A 19,671-nucleotide genomic window follows, 5' to 3' on the forward strand; every position below is an offset into this window, starting at 1 on the left:
AATGAAAAGTATCAAAACAATAGTCTATGGTTTTTTATTTATCGCAACACTAATCTCTTGTTCTGAAAGTGAAGAAGTACCTATTGATATTTCATCTAACTGTAGAGATACTAACTGTGCAAATTACACTTCACAATCCGCTGCTCAAGCTGCATTTGAAGCAGATCCAGAATGTCGAAATGACTTGGATAGAGATAATGACGGTATAGCATGTGAAGAACCTGGAAACAGTGTAAGGACATGTGCCACAACATCAAATTGTGGATGCTCAAATAAAAGAAAAGCCGAATGCGAAAATGATCCATGCTGTAAGTGGGTTGTAGGTTCAGGTTGTGAGTGCAGTTAAACGATAATCTTTAAACTACTAATATGGAAAACTATACAATCTCAGCCGAGCTTAAAAGTCACTTTCTAAGGCTTTATAGGATGGCACTTTCAGATGATGATTTTGATGTGCTGGAACTAAACATGTTATATCATTTTGCTGAAGAAAGAGGAATACCCAAGGAAGAACTTGAAAAATTACTACTTAATCCAATTGATCATGAATCAGCCATTCCTGAAAGCTTAGATAAACGTATTGAATATCTCTATGATTTAGCAAAGATGATTTGGGCAGATGAAAAAATCACTGAAGATGAAAGAAATACATTAAAAAAGTATTGTAAAAAGTTTGAGTTTTTGGACGAAAACGTGGAAGAGCTTACTAAGTACCTCTTAACCTGTGCTCAAAAGGGAGTCAAAGTGGAAGAAATTATCAACCAAATAAATGCTTAACCTATGGAATCTATAAAAAAGCTATTTACTCTCAAAAAAACAGAATTAAAATCCCAAATATTTAATACCGATGAAGACGACAGAGAAAGAATTAGAATCACATATTATCAAAGTGGGTATGGCGCCTCTAAAAAGGCATCTGGAAATCCTGTTGTATTAAAAACTGGACTTCATAACTTATACAATAGCTTTGAGGATCAATGTAGAAAACAACTCGCAGAGCAAGAACGTCTAAAACAACCATATAAAGAAGAGCAAGAACGTCAAAGAACCGAACTCAAGAAAAGAGAAACTGCTATCTCCATCTATAATGAGCAAGAAAAAAGCATTGACGCCAATATTGAAACTAAAAAATTTGAAATGGTTGACGTAAAGCAGAATCCCGATAATTACGGAATTGATGTTGACAAAAGGCCCAAAGCACAGTTCTATATTGGTTTATTGTTATTGGTTCCAATAACTATTTATTTATTCGTTTTTTATATTTCCGCTTCCTATTCGGGTTTCTTTAAGGATTTTGAAAGTGATAGCGTAGCAGCTGCTATTTTTGACGCAAATGCCTTAAGTAAGGCAATTTCTGATGGATTATTAGAAGCAGTTTTTGTAGGTACCCTACCCTTCGTATTTATGGGATTAGGTTATTTGATTCACATGTTCCAAAAAAACAAAAACAGATTATCATTTTTGAAGATTGGTGCCTTGTTTCTTTTAACCTTTGTATTTGATGTTATCCTGGCATATTTAATCGAAAGAAAGATATTTTTATATGACGCTGTATTGGGTGAAAAATTCACTCCAGAATTAGCAATCAAAAGCGTCAATTTCTGGGGAATCATCTTCGCTGGTTTTGTTGTATATATCATTTGGGGATTGGTATTTGATTTTGTTATGCACGAATATGAAAACCTAGATAAAATCAAATCCTTTATTCGAATTAAAAAGGAAGAACTTAAAAATCTATTACATAAAAGAACTGAACTTCATGATAGTATTGATAAGATAAAACATCAAATAACAGCCGTAAAAGGAAAAATTACAGAGTTACAATCAAAAATAGATGGGTTCGTATTCCCAGTTAAAGAATATCTGCATTATCATTATCAGTACAAAGAAGGCTGGTATCAGGCAATTAGTGCAGAACTAGCATTACCACATAAAGAAAAAGATGAATTATTAAATAGATGTGAGGAAGTGTCAAACACGCATCTTTCGGAACATAATCTTAATGAAATGGATTTCCAACATCTATTATTTACAAAAAACTAGAATCATGAAACATTTCTATAAATATGTAACGCTTGCCCCATTTCTTTTTTTACTATTCGCATGTGTAAGTGAGTCAAAAGAAGAAAAGGTGGTTACTAAAATAACTACTGAACAAATAAAGGCATCCGAAAATCTTAATATTAGTTTTTTACTTGATCTCTCAGATCGCATAGATCCCCAAAAATACCCAAATCCATCAATGGATTATTATAAAAGAGATGCTGCTTATATAAAATCCGTTGCAGAAGCTTTTAAACAACATTTGCAAACAAAAAAAGTAAGGCAAATGAATGATAAAATTCAACTTTACTTTGATCCTGAACCACTTAATACAGAAATTAATTCAATTTCAACTAATCTAAAATTCCATATTAGAAAAAAGAATGCATCCATTGAACTTTTGGAAAAAATTAGTGAAGAATATTCAACACAGCCTGAAAAAATCTATAGTTTAGCAATTAAGGATAATAAATATATTGGTTCTGATACTTGGCGTTTCTTTAAAAATAAGATTACGGATTATTGTATTGAAGATGGTTTCAGGAACATATTAGTCATCCTAACAGATGGATATATTTATCACAAAAACACAAAGATAAGACAGGATAACTTTACTACTTATATTACTCCTCAAGATATACGAAGTTTTAAATTGACTTCTTCAAATTGGAAAACCAAAATTGAGAATGAGGGTTTTGGTTTTATTCCAGCAACTAATGACCTATCCAATCTAGAAATTTTAGTATTAGGTATTAATCCAGATAAAAAGAATCCATACGAAGAAGACATTATCAAGACCTATTGGAGCAATTGGTTTGAGTCTATGAATGTAAAACGATTTGAAATCAGAAATGCAGATTTGCCATCCGATATGGATAAACTTATTAAAAACTTTATTCTACAAAAGAGATGAAAAAACTAATACCCCTATTCCTACTAATCATTGCATCTTACCAATGCAACTCACAAAGTGTAGAGGCAAGTCTTTACCTAAGAGAAGAATTAGTAAAACAAAGAGATGATCTATTAACAAAGGCTCAAGAACTACAAGTTCGAATTGATGCTATTGATAAAAAGTTAGGTAATCAACCAGCATCTACACATACGGTTCAATACTTAACCAAAAGTGCTACACACAACGATGGTAGTTATACAAGATCAATAGAGAAGCAAAGCAATAAACAGTATAAATCTAGATCTACAAGAACCTATCATCGAGGTCCTCGTGGTGGTTGCTACTATATAAATTCTAATGGTAATAAAACCTATGTAGCCAGAAGCATGTGTAACTAATTACTTAAAATCAATATCTTTAAGTATCCTAAAATCAACTATATGACCAAAAACTACTTTGTCTACTTATTAGTTCTAATCATATGTTTCTCCTTTACCTCTAGCGATAAACTCCCTAACGAATTCTTCGCCAAAGTTATCGGAATAAAAGACGGAGATACTATAGAAGTTTTATTTAAAAAAGACCCCATTATCATTAGATTAGAGCATATTGATTGCCCAGAGAAAAAACAACCATTTGGTCAGAAGGCCAAACAATTTACGTCAGACTTTTGTTTTGCTAAAAAAGTAAAAGTGATTAATAAAGGAAAGTATGATCGGTATAGACGACTCATTGCCACTATAGAATATGAGGGGAAAATATTAAACAAAGAATTAGTCAGTAATGGATATGGGTTACACTTTAAGAAATACTCAAAAGATTCCTCCTATACAATTCTTGAAGAGCGGGCAAAGCTTCAGAAAAAAGGAATGTGGTCACAGGAGAAACTAATTGAGCCATGGTTATACAGAAAAAGAAAAAAAACAAAAAATAAAAAAACACTGCAGTAATTATATGATTCTAAAACTACGTCAAAATGAAAATAACACTACTAATTTTAATAATCTTTTCCTCTTTTTCTGTTTATGGTCAAAATAATACTACAGACCAACAAAAAAAGGAACAAAAAGTATACATCTGCAATAGTACAACGAGTAAAAAGTATCATTATTCAAAGGATTGTAAAGCATTGACAAAATGTAATGATACTGTTGTCTCAATTAACCTAAGAAAAGCCAAATATGTTTTTGGAAGAACTATATGCGGTTTCGAAACACATAAGGAAACTTCAAAAAAGCAAAACTAAATTTTAGCATAAAAAACACCCCCAACAGTTGTTTGTAACTGTTGGGGGTGTTTTGGTGTAATTGGCATTCGACCAGTCAAAAATATCACCCTTCGAGAGCCACTTCGGTAGGCTCAGTGCGACGCTCAGGGTTCGGTACTACCGAGGGCTGAGTCCTTCGGCCTACTCAGGAACCACGGAGTCGAAGTCCGTTTCGCTATTAGTGGTATCACCACCACCCTGATCATTCGTATCATCCGTAGTCTCATCGGCACTAGCATTACCGGCATTGGCAAAACGTTCTTTTAATCTACTATGTAAAGCTTCTGCTCCGGGTACACCACTATTGGCGGCTACACCAAACATTTTGTAGGCCAGTAACGAGGTACTATAGGCTTCGGATCCGGCAAGGATACGGGTATCGTTTACTTTTTCGGATAACTCTGCCAGTTCTAAGGCTAGTATCTTCAAATCGTTGTATAACGAATAGTCTTTCTCTACTTCTTCTACCTTAATAAAATTAGGAACAATCTCTCCGTTTTGTCGGAGGCTGTTTAAGGTATCTTCTACAAAGACCTTATTACTACGATTGATCTTGGGTAGCTTTTTACGCTCATCTTTGGTTAATCCTGTTAAGAAAGGTAATAGCGTATTGATCTCGTCGATTTTTGTTTTTACTTCATTGATCACTTGTGGATCTACGGTAACCGATAATCGGTTGTTTAATACATTACTCATACTTTTTTGTTTTTAAATTCAACAATTGTTTGAGCAGGTATACGGTCAATTACAATACCGACATCCAAAAAATCCACTACTATTGATGATAATGTTCTGTTAAACTAAAATCCCAAATCCTTAACTATCAAATACTTGAAAAACTCAATTCACGATGACAAGAATATCAAAACACCCTACTGTCATGCTGACGGGCTGTAGTTCAAGGATTTATCACCACTTATCAACGATTTCTTGATCAAGACAAACGCTTTTATTTTTCAGGAATACGGATCCTCATTCAATGGATACTGACAAGGGATAACTAGTGGTATGGCGTTGTGTCACCTTAGTTACCTTACTAGGGCTGTACTTCGACAGGCTCAGCACACGTCTCGAAGCCCAGATAATGTTAGTTACTATGTTCGACCCTTCGACTACCACTTCGGCAGGCTCAGTGCGACGCTCAGGGTCCGATTTCACGAGGGCTGTACTTCGACAGGTTCAGCACACATCTCAAAGCCCAACGAGCTGATCATCAATAACGCTACCGAGGGTTGAGCGGAGTCGAAACCCGGATACTAATTCAAATCAACATTCAAGTTCTAAATTCACCCTTCGACTACCACTTCGGCAAGCTCAGTGCGACGGCTCAGGGTTCGGGGGCGTGGACTGTACTTCGACAGGCTCAGCACACGTCTCGAAGTCCGATTATATTATCAAGACCCAGCAGCAACAGCCACCACCTGCGGTTGTGGTTGAGGTTGTGCGTTAGTTTCTTTTATGGATTCTTTTGGGAGTTCTCTTGTTAACCAACCACTTCTTCCTGCGGTGGCGATGGCGTATGGTGTGATCCAAAACAATGTGAATGCAAAGAACAAACTATATGGATATGCCCATAGAGATTCTGCTGCATTGTGTTTCTTGGCATAAAACAAGGCCTGGATACTTGAGAATATTAATATACTGGCAAATGTAGACGTAAAGAATAATAAAGGATATGTGAGTATAAAAAAGAACATCAATAATAATGCAGGGTATGCCATTACCATTTTTAACCATTGATTCAATAGTAAAATTCTAGCTCCTACTTTTGATCCTTCTCTAAAATCGGTAAACGCAAAACGACTCATGGCGATGTTCTCGCGAATATTACTTCGCTCCCATCGGATGAACATCTTGTATAGATTCTTGTACTTTTCTGGAGTGTTGGTATATACCAAGGCATTGCGCTGAAAGAACACCTTATACCCTTGTTTTAAGATCATATTGGTCATCGCACGGTCCTCTCCTATTTTTGAGACTTGTCCCAAAAAAGTCTGGGTGATCCATTGTTCTAAACAATTAAAAACAGCTTCTCTGCGGTAAGCAGAAAGTGCTCCTGGGGTACATAACACAGAGCCTATGGTACTTTGTGCAGAACGGATAAACTCAAAACTAAAGGCAAAACTCACGTTCAACATACGTGGAATGAGGGCTTTTTCTTTGTTCAACACGCGTACATTTCCTGCTACGGCTCCACATTTCTCGTTCTTTACAAAAGGTGTAGTCATTACCCGTAGCGTATCCTCATCTACTATAGAATCACTATCCACAGTGATAAACACATCGCCACTACCTAATTTGAATCCGCGATATAGGGCATGTCTTTTCCCCATGTTTTTGGGTTGTTGGTAGATTGCCACTCGATCTCCTAACTCGGCTTTGGCTTTACACATCCATTGCCAGGTATCATCCTTACTACCATCATCGATAGAGATAATTTGCAGTTTTTCTACCGGGTAGTCGCTGGCTACCAAGCTCTTTAGGGTTTTATATACCAATTCTCCTTCGTTGTAGGCTGGGACGATTACCGTACAAGAAGGCAGCTCTTCATCAGATACCGAGTTCATGGGTCTGTATCTAAGGTATAATCTGAAAATGAAGATCAAGAAAGCGACTTTGAGAGTAAGTAGTGTTAATCCAAGGATCATCAAAGCAATACCTGATGGGGTGTTCATTCTTTCCAGGCGAATGGCTTCAAAATAAGGATGTAAGAAATAAAATAAAGAAACGGCTCCAAAAAGTAATACAAAAGTACCTAGCAGTAGGAAGTTCGGAGAAGCAGTTGAAACAAATTTAATGATACGGTTGGTTAATCTAGTTGCATTTGGTTTTGATCCCATGATGTGTGTTTTGGTTATTTCCTCCACAGCAAGACCAATATTGATACCATTTTACCGTATCCTTGAAAAACAAGGGATTATGAATTATGCCTTTTTCAAAAGTGTTGATATTTTACACACATTAGGTGTAATTTCCCCACTTTTTTGGGGACACTTCCACTTCCACTTCGGCAAGCTCAGTGTGCAGCTCAGTGTTCGTTTCATACTCGTACGCTGAGCGGAGCCGAAGTGTACGTTTTTCCCGGATCACTTCGGCTTTCATTTCGACTCCGCTCAATGTGCAGCCCAATGTGCATTTCCTACTCGTACACTGAGCGTAGTCGAAGTGTACATTTCCCACATAAAAAAAGAGACAATCATAATAATCATCTCCTTTTTCTGGCATTGCACCATGACCTATGTACTTTAACTATGCGTTGTATGTTGATGGCTACTGGGGTATGTAGCACATCTTTTTTTAGGGGTTACTACTTTATAAACTTTATTCTTTTGCTATTTGCGCATGGCATATCTAGAAGCGCCGGGTAACTCACTTATGAAATTAAGAATGTTAGACATACTGATTCCGAAAATATTGTAAAAATTTCTCATGACGGTTTACTTTAAATTAATAATTATTTGCACTGACTGTATTATTTATTATAGGTATAATCTGGGGCATCTGGTGTTTGAACAATCAAACGAACTATACTTAACATACTTATTCCGAATATATTGTGAAAGTTTCTCATAACTACATCTTTTTTTGTTTCCTTGTAGTAAAGGTAGCACCAGAATACAGTTGTTTTTGTAGTTTTTCGACGAGTGGTTTTCTGAGCTAGTTAAATGGTAAGAAGGCTTAGATTAATGAATCCAACGATATTAAAAGCAATCAATAATCTCCTAAAAACGCTCAGATTATGCGCTTTTACCGTTAGATTTGCTTTCGGTAGTATTGGTGATTTCTTTGGCCCAGGCAATCGCCTCTTCCAAATTATCAAAACTTTGGAAGGTACTACGCATAAAGAGTTTTTCGATCAAAGAAGTGATAAATCCTTTTCGAGAATAGGTAACAATAGCATATCCTTTTAACTTATAATCACTTTTGAAGAATTTAATCCAGTCGCTGGGTTTTACCGAATACGAATGTACTCGATTGGCAATAAGTACCAGGTTCTCCCCTTTTTGATCATACAACTCACTTAGCTCCTTGACCACGGGAGCAGCATGGTCATCCCAGGTGTAGACCACTCCTTCTTTAATTTCAGAAACAATGTAAGTGCTAAACATGTAATAATCCCCCCAGGGGTATTCTAATATTTGTATAGCGTCGTGATAAAAAGAAGAGTCTTTTACAAATCCCATAGTACAATCATTATATCATTCAAAACATGGTTCAAAGCCTTTGAACTACAGAGAAGAATTCGTTGGCTTCAAAATTACTGATTAATTCTTTCTAAAACCAAGGAAAAAGCCCCATTTCTCTATCTTAATTTTTCAGTAATAATCTGTTTATTTGTACTATAGAACCAAACAACAGTTGATCAATGATGCAAAAACACCACAACCAAAAATGGTTTACTTTTATTGTAATGTGTACCGTTTGCTTTTTTTCTTCCTGTTCACAAAACAAGAGTTCTTTTTCCAAAGAAGATATAGAAGCGCAACAGGCCTTTATTGATCTTATTGATTTGACGCACCATACAATTGATAAGACTGTACTTATTGATTCGATACGCACTATGAAACTCCCTGCAAAAGAGCAAGTCGTTACATCTTATGAAACTGGGGGTTATGTAGACAAACACATTACGATTAGTGAAGAAGAACGACGTATCTACATGTATCATGACATCATTGCGCTTATTAATGTAAAAGCAAAACAGTGTTTTCTACCCTCGGTAGATCATAATTTTAATGCAGGAGATTTTATCTATAATATAGAACATTGCCTAGGTGGATTGTATCCAAAAATAAAAGATGATTTTTGGGCCAAATTTACCAAAGGGTATCCCATTGATAGTAGGATATTTTCTGAAATAAACACACTACTGGCTCCACATGGTTCAGAAATGGGGATTGTACATCTGTATGATGATCAGTTTTATTTTATCTTTTTTGAAACCAAAAACAAACCAAAAGTATATGCTAGTTTTGATCGTCTAGGTCTTCAAATCGGAGATCAAAACACGTTTTTTGAAGATTTTAAAAGAGACTAACACCTTTTTCTATGATCTTTCTTCCTCTTTCATAAAATAAATCTTGAAAGAATTGGTTATCAATATATAGGAGTTCACAACCAAATCTAAGAAACTATGAATAAGCTATTCACTTTTTTAGGTATTGTTCTTATCACTTCCATGTTATTGTACTGTTCTAGTGACGACAACGCTACCCCAAACCCAGATCCCGATCCAAATCCAACCGATGCTACCACAACCTTGATTAGTACCCTAAGTGTGCCTTGGGAAATCCTATGGGGACCCGATAATTTTCTTTGGGTAACCGAGCGTAACGGACGCATTAGTAGAATTAATCCTGATACCGGCGAGCAAATAGAACTCATTCGTATTGCTGCAGTAGAACAAGTGCAGGAAAGTGGACTGTTAGGTATGGTATTGCACCCCAACTTTGATTCGAATCCTTTTGTATATGCAGTATACACCTATCAAAGTGGTAATAACTTGTTAGAACGTTTGGTACGTTTTACCTATGCCAATAATACATTGTCTGATGAAACTACCCTACTCGATAATATTCCTGCAGCAGGAATTCATAACGGATCACGATTGATGATCACCAATGATCTACATCTTTTGATGACTACCGGTGATGCTGGAAATACTAGTTTATCTCAAAACTTAAATTCTCTAGCCGGTAAGATCCTAAGAATTAGCCTAGACGGAAGTATCCCTGCTGATAATCCTTTTACCAACAGTTATGTATATAGTCTAGGACATAGAAACCCTCAAGGCCTGGTACGACATCCTAACGGAAATATCTATAGCTCAGAGCACGGTCCACAAAATGATGATGAAATCAATAGAATTGTTGCAGGAGCCAATTATGGCTGGCCAGAAGTAATGGGTGTTATCAATACTCCAGCCGAAGAAGCCTTTGCGGCAAGCACCACGGTGACCGAATCTATTTTTAACTGGACACCGACCATAGCGCCATCAGATCTTGCATTTTATACGGGAACTGCAATCCCGCAGTGGACCAACAAGTTTTTGATGACTGTTCTAAAAGATCAAAAAATTGTTGCCCTTACACTAAGCGATGATGGCAATACGATCACAGAGGAAGAATCCTTTTTTACAGGAACCTTTGGAAGGCTACGAGATATCGCCATATCACCCGGCGGTAGAATTTTTATTGCCACCAACGGAGATTCTTATGGAGATACCAGCGCTACTCATCGTATTATCGAGATCAATAGTATTCCTTAATGTCATACAATAGGTGCAGGACCACCACCTGTAGGAGGTGATATTTTTGATAAACCGATATCCTTTAAAAATTTATTAGAAAATAGCACTGCCATCTCTGGTGATAGCAAACGAGCACGTTGTTGCTCCCATTCTTTGGCTTTGCTACCAAACATATGATCCACTAGCCCAGGAAATGTCCAGGCCGCGTTCTTACCCCAATGTATGGTAAACGGAATATTGTTCTGTTTCAACACCTGTATCATTCGAGCAGAGAACTCTTTTAAACTCATCAGCTTATTGCTTTTTTTCCATAGTACACCATCAATCTCTATCACACAAGTAATAGGAAATTTGGTAAACGCCAGGGTCGCCTCCGATTTTTTTACGAATCGCATTGCAAAGATTCCAGGTATTGGTCCTTCGTTTTTAGTTAGATCCGTTAGGATTTTTAATGCTTTGGAAGAATGTTTATGATCTACTCCAAAAGAACAGGCAAAAGCCGGACCTTGATAGGGTGCATCCCAAAAAGTTTCATAAAGGGTCCCTGTGGTTTCTTCGTTCACATCGGGTAAAATGGCATTTTCGAGTCGTTTAATAAACCACGGAATAGCCTTTGGGAATCGTTCGCTGATTCGTATCAACAGATAGATCAAATCTCTATAAATCGATTTCTCTATGGTCGTAAAAGGATCTGGATACGGTGTTCGATATGGTTTTTTATACATCGCCTCTACCACATATTGATTGTCATTTACATAGGGATTGATAAAAACCTTGTAATGATACGGACGAAGTGGTTTGCCCGCTTGATCTACTTCCCCATCAATCTTGAAGGTAGAGTTTTTAAAATCCATGGTATCGGATAGCTTCAATGCAGTCTGTTTATCTATTTTACGTACATAACGCTTCAACAAAAAACGATTTTCGGCTTCTATCAATACGCCATGTATAAAACCAAAAGAGCCTAACCCCACAATGGCGGCATTAAACAAGGCATCATCCCGAATCACCCGAGCCTTGATTTTTTGAGCGAAACTATCCTTGAGCGCAGGCTTTGTTTTTCTTTCCAGATACACGATATCGGTATCCTTTGGCCCTACAATCAAGTTTAATCCTACTACATAATCTTGGATTGATCCCACATCCAAAGCCGAACCGTGAACACCCGTTGCTATACAACCGGCAATAGTTTGCCCGTTACTCGCCCCACTAGTCTTTAAAGATTTACCATGTGCCCCTAGCGCTTTTGATATTTCTTTGATAGTATTTCCACACTGAAAAAAGAACAAATTACTAGGATCATATGGACTGCTCGAATGCACCTCGCCTGGTTGCACAGGCAAGTCGATATTCATATGACTATTAAAATGCATTCGATCTTTTTGATGTGCGATGCTAGACATGGACCAACGTGATCCATAGGGTCTAAAACCGTGACCATTATTGTGAGCTTCGGTGATTAATCGCTGAATTTCTTTGGCAGCATCATTATATCGATCTAAAGAAGAAGGCATATTGGCCTTACCTTCTAGTTCTGTAACTTGTAATAATTTGAGTGGAAATGGACCATTGCGGTGTAATGTATCCCATTGTGTTTTCTGAAAGTCTTTTGTTGTAGCCATGGTGAATTTAGTTTTCGGTTTTTGCACATACATATTTGATCCTTACTTTACGCTTACTCCCAAAAGTGACAAGGTATAATAAGGATCCTCCAAAAGTGTTTTTATACTCTACGGAATGTAGCTCCCCAGAGGCACAACCCTCTCTTTGTGTTTTGAGACCTATTCCATCCGTAATTACTCCCGACTTAACAATGGTATCCAGAACAATTACGCGTTGGTTGCGATATCCATCATCACTATCATTATTCGGATCTGGATTGGGTACACTATTTACCCCTACTATCTTTACCGAATAGCATGAAAAACATAAAAATAGAAGTGCAGCTGCCAGAAACATCGGTAGCCTTTTTGAAGCTTTTGACGGTGTCATATACATGGTTATTTAGTTTTAAAAACAACGAACTATCCCCTCTTCTCAAAGAAAGGTGCATATGACGATTATAAATGCGGAGTATCGTTGATAAAAATAACAAGAAATCAAATCATATAAAAAGGGGAAACACCCCTAATTCTTAAATTTTTCATCGAGAGATTAGGGTATAAAAAGAAAAGATCACTCTTTGATCAATTCTCCAGCTTTTTTGATTTTCTTCCCTGCCAGATTTCCTAGACCATCATAACTAGCGTACTTATACAGATTATGTAGCGTAGGATAATTAAATACCGTACTGATGATATTATCCAACGTCTTCTTTTCTCGCACCAATTCCATCCCATAGTGGATGAGCTCTGTTGCGATATAACCAATAATGTGTACGCCGAGGATAACTTTGGTATTTCGATCAAAAATCAGTTTAAGATACCCGTTATCGGTATCTCCCATAATCATTCCTCTTGCCGTATCTCTAAAAAAACTATAACCTACACTATATTCTATTTTTTGTGCAATCGCTTGTTCTTCGGTAACACCTACCATAGAAACTTCAGGCACGGTATATATACCATAAGGAAATACATCGGTTAATGAAGGTAAATCTGCAGTATCAAACATATGGGTAATCGCTATCCTACCCTGCTCCATACTCGTACTGGCCAATGCAGGAAAGCCAATGACATCTCCAACCGCATAGATATTTGGAATGTTGGTTTGAAATTTATCATTTACCAAAATGGTTTCTCTTTTCCCTGTTTTAAGACCAATTCGATCGCAATTCAGGCCTTTGATACGTCCGCTCCTTCCTGCAGCAAACAGAAACATATCTACATTCAGAATCTCGCCAGACTTCAAGGTTAAACGCAAGGGTTTTTCATCATCATCGGGTATTTCATAATCTACAATCGAATTATTAAACAAGATCTTGATATCGTTTTTCCGCATCTGATCCACTAATGACTCTGAAACTTCAGCATCCAGGAACCCTAAGATTTTATTTCTATCATTAACGATAAAGGTTTTGACTCCCATAGCTCCAAAGATGGTGGCATATTCGCAACCGATTACCCCGGCTCCCAAAACACAGATAGACTTTGGGAAATGCTTGATGTTTAATACCGTATCCGAATCCAAAATACGCTTGTTGTCAAATGGAATATTTTCTGGATGATAAGGATAGGATCCAGTGGCTACCAGAATAAACTTTCCGTAGATGATTTCTTCTATAGCTCCTGATATTTTAATATGATTTTGATCTTGAAAACTTCCGTACCCTTCAAACACCTGTATTCCATGCTTTTCCAAATTGTGTCCTACCGTTTTGTGCATATGATTGGTCACCACATTTTTACGGTACAAAAAGTCATGAACTCCAGTTTCTCGACCTACTTCCTTATCCACACCAAACACTCCTTTTTGATAAATCCCGGAAAGGTAGAGTGCTGTTTCTTTCAAAGTTTTTGAGGGCAAGGTTCCTGTTTGTACACCTGCTCCTCCGTATTTTATCTCTTTTTCGATTAGGGCTACTTTGTATCCAAAATAGGCAGCTTTTGCAGCTGCTTTTTCTCCGGCAGGCCCAGAACCGATAACAACAAGGTCAAACTTTTTCATATCGCGATTTATTTGGTAATCATATTTGTAATTTCATCCCAAGAGGGGGTGTCTCTATTGATGTAATTATTGCATTTCTCATAGAAGATTCTGGCTGCTCCATCATCTGGATTTTGCTCTAGTATCTTTGCAAACAAGGCAGTGGCTTCCTTTATTTTACTTTGTTCGATTAACTGTACTGCTTGATTGTACTCCTCCAGATAAGCTATTTTTTTGGTTTCAGAAGGAGATAAAAACTCATAAACCGACAAGGTCTTGGTTTTTCCTTTTACCCGTACTTTATCCAAAAATCGATACTGAAATGCTTCAGGTTTTTTTAGCTTCGAAATGGTAGCTTCGGTACCAATAGTTTTTGCATGATAGAATTTGGTTAACCCTTCTACCCGAGAAGCTGTGTTTACTGCATCAGAAATAACCGTCGTTTCCAAACGGTGATCATGTCCTATCGTTCCCAAAATCAAGTTCCCTGTATGTATACCCGTACCAATCTGGATGGCGGGTTTGTTTTCTTTTTTCAGCTTAAGGTTAAAATCCTTGAGGAAAGCATCAAATTCGAATACTGTTTTGATAGCATTGTCGGGATTTTTGGGAAATAAGGCCATTACCGAGTCCCCAATAAACTTATCAATAAAACCACCATTGGATCTGATGATGGGCACTACTCCGTTAAGATAAGCATTAATAAAGTCAAAATTCTCTTGCGGACTTAGGCTTTCCGAGATTTTGGTAAACTCACGGATATCTGAAAAAACGATGGTCATTTCTCGTTCCACCTGGTCTCCCAGCATGACTTCTTCTATACTCTTTCTACCTAAGTTATTCAGGAACTCCTGGGGTACAAAACGACTATTGGCTTCACTTAGTCGTAACAATCTTTTATTGGCATTGGCCAGTTCCTCGGTACGTTCGTCTACTTTTTGCTTAAAAAATTTCAATCTTGAAATCACTTCATCCTTCAAAAAAGAGAAGTTACGGGTTAATTTACCGATTTCGTCTTCTGTACGCACCATTGGATGTTCAGACTCGAGTGTAAATTTACTATCTACAAACCGAGTGATGTGATTGGTAAGTTCGGTGAGTGGTCGGGTTATCTTTTTCGAAATGTAGGTACTAATGAAAACGCTACCTCCTACCAAAACCAAGGTGATAATGATAAAATACCAGGTGAGGCGTCTAAATTCGTTTTGTTCCCATTGTTTGGTAAGGTCAATAATATAGTTGAAGTTAATTTCTGCTACATTTATTTCATTATCCAACAGCTCTTTAAGTCCTGAATTATCCCTAATCCCTATACGTTCGTCCAGATCTACTAATTGCAAGAACTTGCGCTGGTAACTATCCAAATAAAACAGAATTTCTTCTTTTCGTTTCCTAGAAATTGGGCGTTGGGAAATTCGTGTTCGAATATCTCTTATTCTTCTTCTGAATCTGGATACATAACTTTTCTCATTTCTGATGATATAATCCTTTTCATGCCGTCTAAGATAGAGTACGTCTTTGGTGGGAATTTCTGGTGCACGTTCGAGCCAATGTGCGTCTCTTCGCATAGAACCTTCCAGATTATGATCCTTATATCCTCTGGCTTGAATTTGAACAATAAGATCCAAGAAAATAGAATCTATCCGAGTGATATCTGATTTTATTTCGCCGATGACCTGATTTAACTCATGCTCTTTTGAAAAATCAATTTGTTCTAAACCATATCGGGTGCTGTCTAGTAGTTTCAAGTAATAATTCAGGTATTCACTATCCCCTGTTCTAAAAAACCTTTGACTTTTGGTCTCATAACTAAAAAAATCCTGTTGTGCCTTCACACTTTTAAGCAACAATGCATAGGAGCGTTCAATTTCTTTGGTACGCGAAAGGATTTGTTCTCTTTTGTTGATATACGTAAATGACAACGTTATTATCAGCAAACTAAAGGTGATAAAAACCAGAAACCAAAATAACAAACGATGTCTAAAGGTTCGAAACATAGTAAACCGTCATTTATGTTTTATGTAATCATAATCCCTAATTATTTCAGCATTGATTAGGTTATCAGATCCGATATTGGTATCTTTTGATTATGAATTTTGGTCTATTATTAGTGGCTCATTGGATGGGGGATTATGTATTTCAGTCCTCAAAAATGGCTATGGGTAAAAGTCAGCACCTAAAATGGCTCTCTATTCATACTCTGGTGTATACTGCTGTTCTTCTTTTTTTCTGCATCTGGATCTTCGACATCAAAACAGCAATTCTCTACACATTGGTCAATGGAGTACTCCATGGGATCACCGATTTTTTTACTAGTAAATTAGCCGCAAAATACAGTGAAAAACCCAGGATTTTCTTTCCAATACTGGGCATGGATCAACTGATCCACACGGCAATTTTATATTTTACCTTCCTCCACATAGATTTTCTGACTTCCTTAAGCCTTTAGAACTACATAAATCTAACGAATAATCCTCCCTTAAGCAAACTTATCACGAGGTTTCTATGTTAAGTTTTTACAAGCTAAGTGACTTTTATTCAATAAAATATTGTTAAGAATTCTATAAAATTGATTTGGATTTTTTACGGTTTTTCCGTAATTTCATCATCCCTTAAATCAAAATATACCTGCTTATGCAAAAAATTACTCTTGAGCAACAGTTCAATGCTCGACATTTAGACGTTAAATACAAAGACATTTGGGATAGAGGAATCCATCTATTCACGATCAACGATCGCAACCGCGACTTTTATTACAGTATTTTTTATGTAGACCTCTTATTTGCTGAAGTTATTTATAACAAGCTTAACGGAGAGATTATGACTATAAAAAGCTTTAGTGATAAGTCCAAGATGCTATTTTACCTAAGAGAAGACTTCTCTTAACCCTTAGTTCTTTTTCCTGTACCAAATATTAAGTATAAGTCCGGTAACCACCAATAGGGTTCCTACCAGACTTAGAACCGGATATTGGTCTCCGAACCAAAAAACTCCGGCTACCATTGTAAAAAGTACCTCTACGTACTTTAGAGATACTACTTTATTGGTTGCCTGGGACTGGAATGCCTTTGTCATAAACAACTGTCCGAAGTATCCAAAAACCCCTAAGCTTAACAGTAACACCCATTCAATACCTTTTGGTGTCGTCCAATCAAAAATGGATAATACCCCTCCTACCAAGACCGAGATCCACATAAAGTAATTAACAATAACCACAGGGTGATCTCTTTGTCCTATTTTACTGATCAGCACATATACAATTCCACTAAAAAACGCTGAAATCATAATCAATACAAACCCGAAAGAATCGATATTAGGGTCAAAGCCCTTGATCATTAGCACTCCCGAAAACGCCATTAAGAAAAATAGCCATTGCACATGCTTTACGTGCTCTTTTAAGAAAATAACTGCAAGAATTGTAGCGAAGATTGGCGATAAGTACCGCAAAGATACTGCAGAACCAATAGGAAGGTAATTTACCGACATAAAAAACAACCCCATAGAAGTAACCCCGGCAAGTCCTCGTGATATCAATAACACCTTTTGATTTCCCAGAATGGGTATTTTATGCCATAACAGATAGCTCATCGTAAAAAAGAGGGACCCAAAGGCCCTAAATAACACTAGCTGTCCACTACCGTAGTGTGCTAAGTATTTTACGAACAAATTCATTACTGTAAAAGACACAGCGCTGAGGAGCATAAAATAGATAGCTTTCTTCATACGGGAAGTAAAAATACACCTTCAAAAAAGATTATACCTGCTTTTTGGGTAGATTTTATGGTTTACAAATCAAGCCTAAACACCTTTTTCAATCTATTCGCCTGGTTCTCAGGAATCCCAGCTTTTTCGGCATACTCATTCCATCGTGATATCACCTCTTTGATTTGTGCAATTGCTTCTCTGCTTCCTTTATAGCTTATCTTATCCCCTACAGCGATAAGATCTTCCAAAACAAAATCATCTCTTTTACCATTGATGGACATTTGGTGCATACTTGTCCAGATTCCAACAGGATTATAAGAATAGGTGATATCATATGCCGGTGAGAGTCGCCATGTACCTTCCTGATCCATTAGAAAGGATATGTTCTTGGTATGATCATCTTGATTACGGGCTATAACATTAAACAGCATTCTTTTATACAGTTGAATAGCATCCGTATGAGGTAATCGTAATTGACGCATGATCTCAAAAGCATTTTCGTAAGAATATGCCCCAGGAGACTTATAATCAAAATGTGCTAAAGAGCATAAGGTCTGCATATGCATCTTTTGATCATTCCCTACACGATCAAATCGTCTGGTCATAAAGTGTGCACGGTCGTTTTCTTCAAAAAGCAGAGATTTTTCCATCTCTATACCGCAATCTAGTGCCATCAAGTAGTATGCATACTCTATTCTACCATATCCTTGAGGATCTCCCAAGGCGGCATCGTTTACTCCATCAAACTTAAATATATAGTGTTCAAAACCATCCGGTGCTTTGGTTTGCCCCGATCGTATTTCATTAGTTTTATCATTGAAAGCAATAATCGCCTTGGCACGTTGTCCTCCAGCAGATGTACCTACTTTGATCAACTCATTAAGATGTTCGGTTTCTGACAGGTTGAGTTGTAGCTTTTCTCTGGTATTTAATATTTTTTCTGCCAGACCCGTTAATTTATCAACTTCCAGCACCGTTGTCTTCGCTTTACCAATATTTTTTGCCGGTTGAAACTCCAAAGCTCCCATTCCTCTTGTACCGATATAACACAAACGATCCAAAGGGGTAAACTCTGATTTTGGAATATTATTCAATGCCAACCATTGGTCAATTAACCGATTTCCGAAGTCGTCTGGTAATACATCAGACAACATTCCCGGCAAACCGCGATAGGTTTCCTGGTTTAGGTTGGGAAAACTGTATATTCTATTTGTAGAGGTTTGTAAAGGCATATGTATGGGCGAAACATCTAAGTTTTTCGACAAAAACGAAGGAAAAAACTCAAAAGATCCAAAGTTTCTGGTTTTATCCCAGCTTAATGCGCCTAATTCATTTCCCCATAAGGTGATCTTAATAACATCTACCATGATGTATCGTCATTTTTAGGTTTATTACTTCGAGAAGCTCTTTCTCGCTCTTTGCCCTTTAGTTTTAACAACTCAATTGGGCTAACACCTGGAACGGGGAGTAACTTATTTAAGGCTTCCAAATCTCCAAAGGCACGCAATATTTGAACAAAGGTAAGTAGCGTAGTAGTCTTTCCAGATTCAAAATTTTTGATGGTCTGCACATGAACACCTGCTCTTTTTGAAAGCTCATCTTGGGTGATATTAAGATTTAATCGTTTCTGTTTTATACGTTGAGTAAGCTCTATTAACACCTGCTCATCTGATAAATTATTCATATTCATAACAACTCAATAAAATATACCATAATATACAATACAATCAATTTTAAACTTCAAAGTATAAAAAAATATACTTTAGACAAAAGTTCAATACAAATATAACAAAGTATAACTAAATATATTTTAAAATAACATTAAATTATTAATGTATACCAAAATATACCTTAAAAACATAATTAAAATGAAATATTATAATCATATGCTAACAAACGCAAATAAAATACCTATCAAAACACTTT

General features: G+C 36.8%; 21 protein-coding genes. 11 read left to right on the top strand and 10 right to left on the bottom strand.

Annotated elements, in window-relative coordinates:
• Position 1: 1 nt before the first annotated feature.
• Genes ACXAGJ_RS02695 through ACXAGJ_RS02725 form a run of 7 tightly spaced genes read left to right on the top strand, consistent with a single transcriptional unit; the run spans position 2 to position 4,184 of the window.
• The gene (locus ACXAGJ_RS02695; protein ID WP_474836882.1) at positions 2-346 is read left to right on the top strand and encodes an excalibur calcium-binding domain-containing protein; all 345 of its coding nucleotides are present in this window, start codon (positions 2-4) and stop codon (positions 344-346) included.
• A 23-nt stretch (positions 347-369) separates the two neighbouring features.
• Positions 370-777: a hypothetical protein gene (locus ACXAGJ_RS02700; protein WP_474836884.1), complete on the top strand. Its 408-nt coding sequence runs from the start codon at positions 370-372 to the stop codon at positions 775-777.
• 3 nt (positions 778-780) lie between these two features.
• Entirely contained in the window at positions 781-2,043 is a 1,263-nt protein-coding gene (locus ACXAGJ_RS02705; protein ID WP_474836886.1) for an ABC transporter permease, read from the top strand.
• Positions 2,044-2,047: 4 nt separating this feature from the next.
• Positions 2,048-2,956: a hypothetical protein gene (locus ACXAGJ_RS02710; RefSeq protein WP_474836888.1), complete on the top strand. Its 909-nt coding sequence runs from the start codon at positions 2,048-2,050 to the stop codon at positions 2,954-2,956.
• A complete protein-coding gene (locus tag ACXAGJ_RS02715; RefSeq protein WP_474836890.1) occupies positions 2,953-3,336 on the top strand; it encodes a hypothetical protein in 384 nt (127 codons plus the stop codon). The genes ACXAGJ_RS02710 and ACXAGJ_RS02715 overlap by 4 nt, the downstream gene beginning before the upstream one ends.
• Positions 3,337-3,378: 42 nt before the next feature.
• Positions 3,379-3,888 (top strand): thermonuclease family protein, encoded by a 510-nt coding sequence (locus tag ACXAGJ_RS02720; protein WP_474836892.1) that lies wholly within the window; start codon positions 3,379-3,381, stop codon positions 3,886-3,888.
• A gap of 26 nt (positions 3,889-3,914) precedes the next feature.
• Positions 3,915-4,184: a hypothetical protein gene (locus tag ACXAGJ_RS02725; RefSeq protein WP_474836894.1), complete on the top strand. Its 270-nt coding sequence runs from the start codon at positions 3,915-3,917 to the stop codon at positions 4,182-4,184.
• Between the two features lie 162 nt (positions 4,185-4,346).
• Here the strand turns inward: ACXAGJ_RS02725 and ACXAGJ_RS02730 are convergent, their stop codons facing one another.
• The 3 genes from ACXAGJ_RS02730 to ACXAGJ_RS02740 all read right to left on the bottom strand — a co-directional run bounded on the left by ACXAGJ_RS02730 (position 4,347) and on the right by ACXAGJ_RS02740 (position 8,389).
• On the bottom strand, positions 4,347-4,901 hold the full coding sequence (locus ACXAGJ_RS02730) for a hypothetical protein (RefSeq protein WP_474836896.1): 555 nt from the start codon (positions 4,899-4,901) through the stop codon (positions 4,347-4,349).
• 698 nt (positions 4,902-5,599) lie between these two features.
• Positions 5,600-7,045 (bottom strand): glycosyltransferase family 2 protein, encoded by a 1,446-nt coding sequence (locus ACXAGJ_RS02735; RefSeq protein ID WP_474836898.1) that lies wholly within the window; start codon positions 7,043-7,045, stop codon positions 5,600-5,602.
• A gap of 897 nt (positions 7,046-7,942) precedes the next feature.
• Positions 7,943-8,389, bottom strand: a complete 447-nt coding sequence (locus tag ACXAGJ_RS02740) for a hypothetical protein (protein WP_474836900.1) — start codon at positions 8,387-8,389, stop codon at positions 7,943-7,945.
• A gap of 182 nt (positions 8,390-8,571) precedes the next feature.
• Between ACXAGJ_RS02740 and ACXAGJ_RS02745 the strand changes: the two genes are divergently transcribed.
• Together ACXAGJ_RS02745 and ACXAGJ_RS02750 are read left to right on the top strand one after the other, a co-directional pair.
• A complete protein-coding gene (locus ACXAGJ_RS02745; RefSeq protein ID WP_474836902.1) occupies positions 8,572-9,243 on the top strand; it encodes a hypothetical protein in 672 nt (223 codons plus the stop codon).
• Positions 9,244-9,339: 96 nt separating this feature from the next.
• The gene (locus tag ACXAGJ_RS02750) at positions 9,340-10,473 is read left to right on the top strand and encodes a PQQ-dependent sugar dehydrogenase (protein WP_474836904.1); all 1,134 of its coding nucleotides are present in this window, start codon (positions 9,340-9,342) and stop codon (positions 10,471-10,473) included.
• 2 nt (positions 10,474-10,475) lie between these two features.
• Here the strand turns inward: ACXAGJ_RS02750 and ACXAGJ_RS02755 are convergent, their stop codons facing one another.
• The 4 genes from ACXAGJ_RS02755 to ACXAGJ_RS02770 form a co-directional block, all read right to left on the bottom strand.
• Positions 10,476-12,077 (bottom strand): FAD-binding protein, encoded by a 1,602-nt coding sequence (locus tag ACXAGJ_RS02755; protein ID WP_474836906.1) that lies wholly within the window; start codon positions 12,075-12,077, stop codon positions 10,476-10,478.
• A gap of 7 nt (positions 12,078-12,084) precedes the next feature.
• Positions 12,085-12,447 carry a hypothetical protein gene (locus tag ACXAGJ_RS02760; RefSeq protein ID WP_139241906.1) on the bottom strand — a complete coding sequence of 121 codons (363 nt, stop codon included), beginning with the start codon at positions 12,445-12,447 and terminating at the stop codon, positions 12,085-12,087.
• 183 nt (positions 12,448-12,630) lie between these two features.
• On the bottom strand, positions 12,631-14,061 hold the full coding sequence (sthA, locus tag ACXAGJ_RS02765; protein ID WP_474836908.1) for a Si-specific NAD(P)(+) transhydrogenase: 1,431 nt from the start codon (positions 14,059-14,061) through the stop codon (positions 12,631-12,633).
• Between the two features lie 8 nt (positions 14,062-14,069).
• Entirely contained in the window at positions 14,070-16,037 is a 1,968-nt protein-coding gene (locus tag ACXAGJ_RS02770; protein ID WP_474836910.1) for an adenylate/guanylate cyclase domain-containing protein, read from the bottom strand.
• A gap of 161 nt (positions 16,038-16,198) precedes the next feature.
• Between ACXAGJ_RS02770 and ACXAGJ_RS02775 the strand changes: the two genes are divergently transcribed.
• A complete protein-coding gene (locus tag ACXAGJ_RS02775) occupies positions 16,199-16,489 on the top strand; it encodes a hypothetical protein (RefSeq protein WP_474837125.1) in 291 nt (96 codons plus the stop codon).
• Between the two features lie 185 nt (positions 16,490-16,674).
• Positions 16,675-16,926, top strand: coding sequence for a hypothetical protein (locus ACXAGJ_RS02780; protein WP_073313983.1), 252 nt, complete (start codon positions 16,675-16,677; stop codon positions 16,924-16,926).
• A gap of 3 nt (positions 16,927-16,929) precedes the next feature.
• Here the strand turns inward: ACXAGJ_RS02780 and ACXAGJ_RS02785 are convergent, their stop codons facing one another.
• The 3 genes from ACXAGJ_RS02785 to ACXAGJ_RS02795 all read right to left on the bottom strand — a co-directional run bounded on the left by ACXAGJ_RS02785 (position 16,930) and on the right by ACXAGJ_RS02795 (position 19,429).
• Positions 16,930-17,763: a DMT family transporter gene (locus ACXAGJ_RS02785; protein ID WP_474836912.1), complete on the bottom strand. Its 834-nt coding sequence runs from the start codon at positions 17,761-17,763 to the stop codon at positions 16,930-16,932.
• A 62-nt stretch (positions 17,764-17,825) separates the two neighbouring features.
• Positions 17,826-19,112, bottom strand: coding sequence for a type II toxin-antitoxin system HipA family toxin (locus ACXAGJ_RS02790; protein ID WP_474836914.1), 1,287 nt, complete (start codon positions 19,110-19,112; stop codon positions 17,826-17,828).
• Positions 19,106-19,429, bottom strand: a complete 324-nt coding sequence (locus ACXAGJ_RS02795) for a helix-turn-helix domain-containing protein (protein WP_170864545.1) — start codon at positions 19,427-19,429, stop codon at positions 19,106-19,108. Before ACXAGJ_RS02795 ends, ACXAGJ_RS02790 begins: the two co-directional genes overlap by 7 nt.
• Positions 19,430-19,671 lie beyond the last annotated feature (242 nt).

The sequence above is a fragment of the Aquimarina sp. AWH4_224 genome, from assembly GCF_056160245.1.

Coding starts and splice junctions, on each gene's coding strand:
- ACXAGJ_RS02695 (WP_474836882.1), top strand. CDS start 2: ATGAAAAGTATCAAAACAATAGTCTATGGTTTTTTATTTATCGCAACA.
- ACXAGJ_RS02700 (WP_474836884.1), top strand. CDS start 370: ATGGAAAACTATACAATCTCAGCCGAGCTTAAAAGTCACTTTCTAAGG.
- ACXAGJ_RS02705 (WP_474836886.1), top strand. CDS start 781: ATGGAATCTATAAAAAAGCTATTTACTCTCAAAAAAACAGAATTAAAA.
- ACXAGJ_RS02710 (WP_474836888.1), top strand. CDS start 2,048: ATGAAACATTTCTATAAATATGTAACGCTTGCCCCATTTCTTTTTTTA.
- ACXAGJ_RS02715 (WP_474836890.1), top strand. CDS start 2,953: ATGAAAAAACTAATACCCCTATTCCTACTAATCATTGCATCTTACCAA.
- ACXAGJ_RS02720 (WP_474836892.1), top strand. CDS start 3,379: ATGACCAAAAACTACTTTGTCTACTTATTAGTTCTAATCATATGTTTC.
- ACXAGJ_RS02725 (WP_474836894.1), top strand. CDS start 3,915: ATGAAAATAACACTACTAATTTTAATAATCTTTTCCTCTTTTTCTGTT.
- ACXAGJ_RS02730 (WP_474836896.1), bottom strand. CDS start 4,901: ATGAGTAATGTATTAAACAACCGATTATCGGTTACCGTAGATCCACAA.
- ACXAGJ_RS02735 (WP_474836898.1), bottom strand. CDS start 7,045: ATGGGATCAAAACCAAATGCAACTAGATTAACCAACCGTATCATTAAA.
- ACXAGJ_RS02740 (WP_474836900.1), bottom strand. CDS start 8,389: ATGGGATTTGTAAAAGACTCTTCTTTTTATCACGACGCTATACAAATA.
- ACXAGJ_RS02745 (WP_474836902.1), top strand. CDS start 8,572: ATGATGCAAAAACACCACAACCAAAAATGGTTTACTTTTATTGTAATG.
- ACXAGJ_RS02750 (WP_474836904.1), top strand. CDS start 9,340: ATGAATAAGCTATTCACTTTTTTAGGTATTGTTCTTATCACTTCCATG.
- ACXAGJ_RS02755 (WP_474836906.1), bottom strand. CDS start 12,077: ATGGCTACAACAAAAGACTTTCAGAAAACACAATGGGATACATTACAC.
- ACXAGJ_RS02760 (WP_139241906.1), bottom strand. CDS start 12,447: ATGACACCGTCAAAAGCTTCAAAAAGGCTACCGATGTTTCTGGCAGCT.
- sthA (WP_474836908.1), bottom strand. CDS start 14,061: ATGAAAAAGTTTGACCTTGTTGTTATCGGTTCTGGGCCTGCCGGAGAA.
- ACXAGJ_RS02770 (WP_474836910.1), bottom strand. CDS start 16,037: ATGTTTCGAACCTTTAGACATCGTTTGTTATTTTGGTTTCTGGTTTTT.
- ACXAGJ_RS02775 (WP_474837125.1), top strand. CDS start 16,199: ATGGGTAAAAGTCAGCACCTAAAATGGCTCTCTATTCATACTCTGGTG.
- ACXAGJ_RS02780 (WP_073313983.1), top strand. CDS start 16,675: ATGCAAAAAATTACTCTTGAGCAACAGTTCAATGCTCGACATTTAGAC.
- ACXAGJ_RS02785 (WP_474836912.1), bottom strand. CDS start 17,763: ATGAAGAAAGCTATCTATTTTATGCTCCTCAGCGCTGTGTCTTTTACA.
- ACXAGJ_RS02790 (WP_474836914.1), bottom strand. CDS start 19,112: ATGGTAGATGTTATTAAGATCACCTTATGGGGAAATGAATTAGGCGCA.
- ACXAGJ_RS02795 (WP_170864545.1), bottom strand. CDS start 19,429: ATGAATAATTTATCAGATGAGCAGGTGTTAATAGAGCTTACTCAACGT.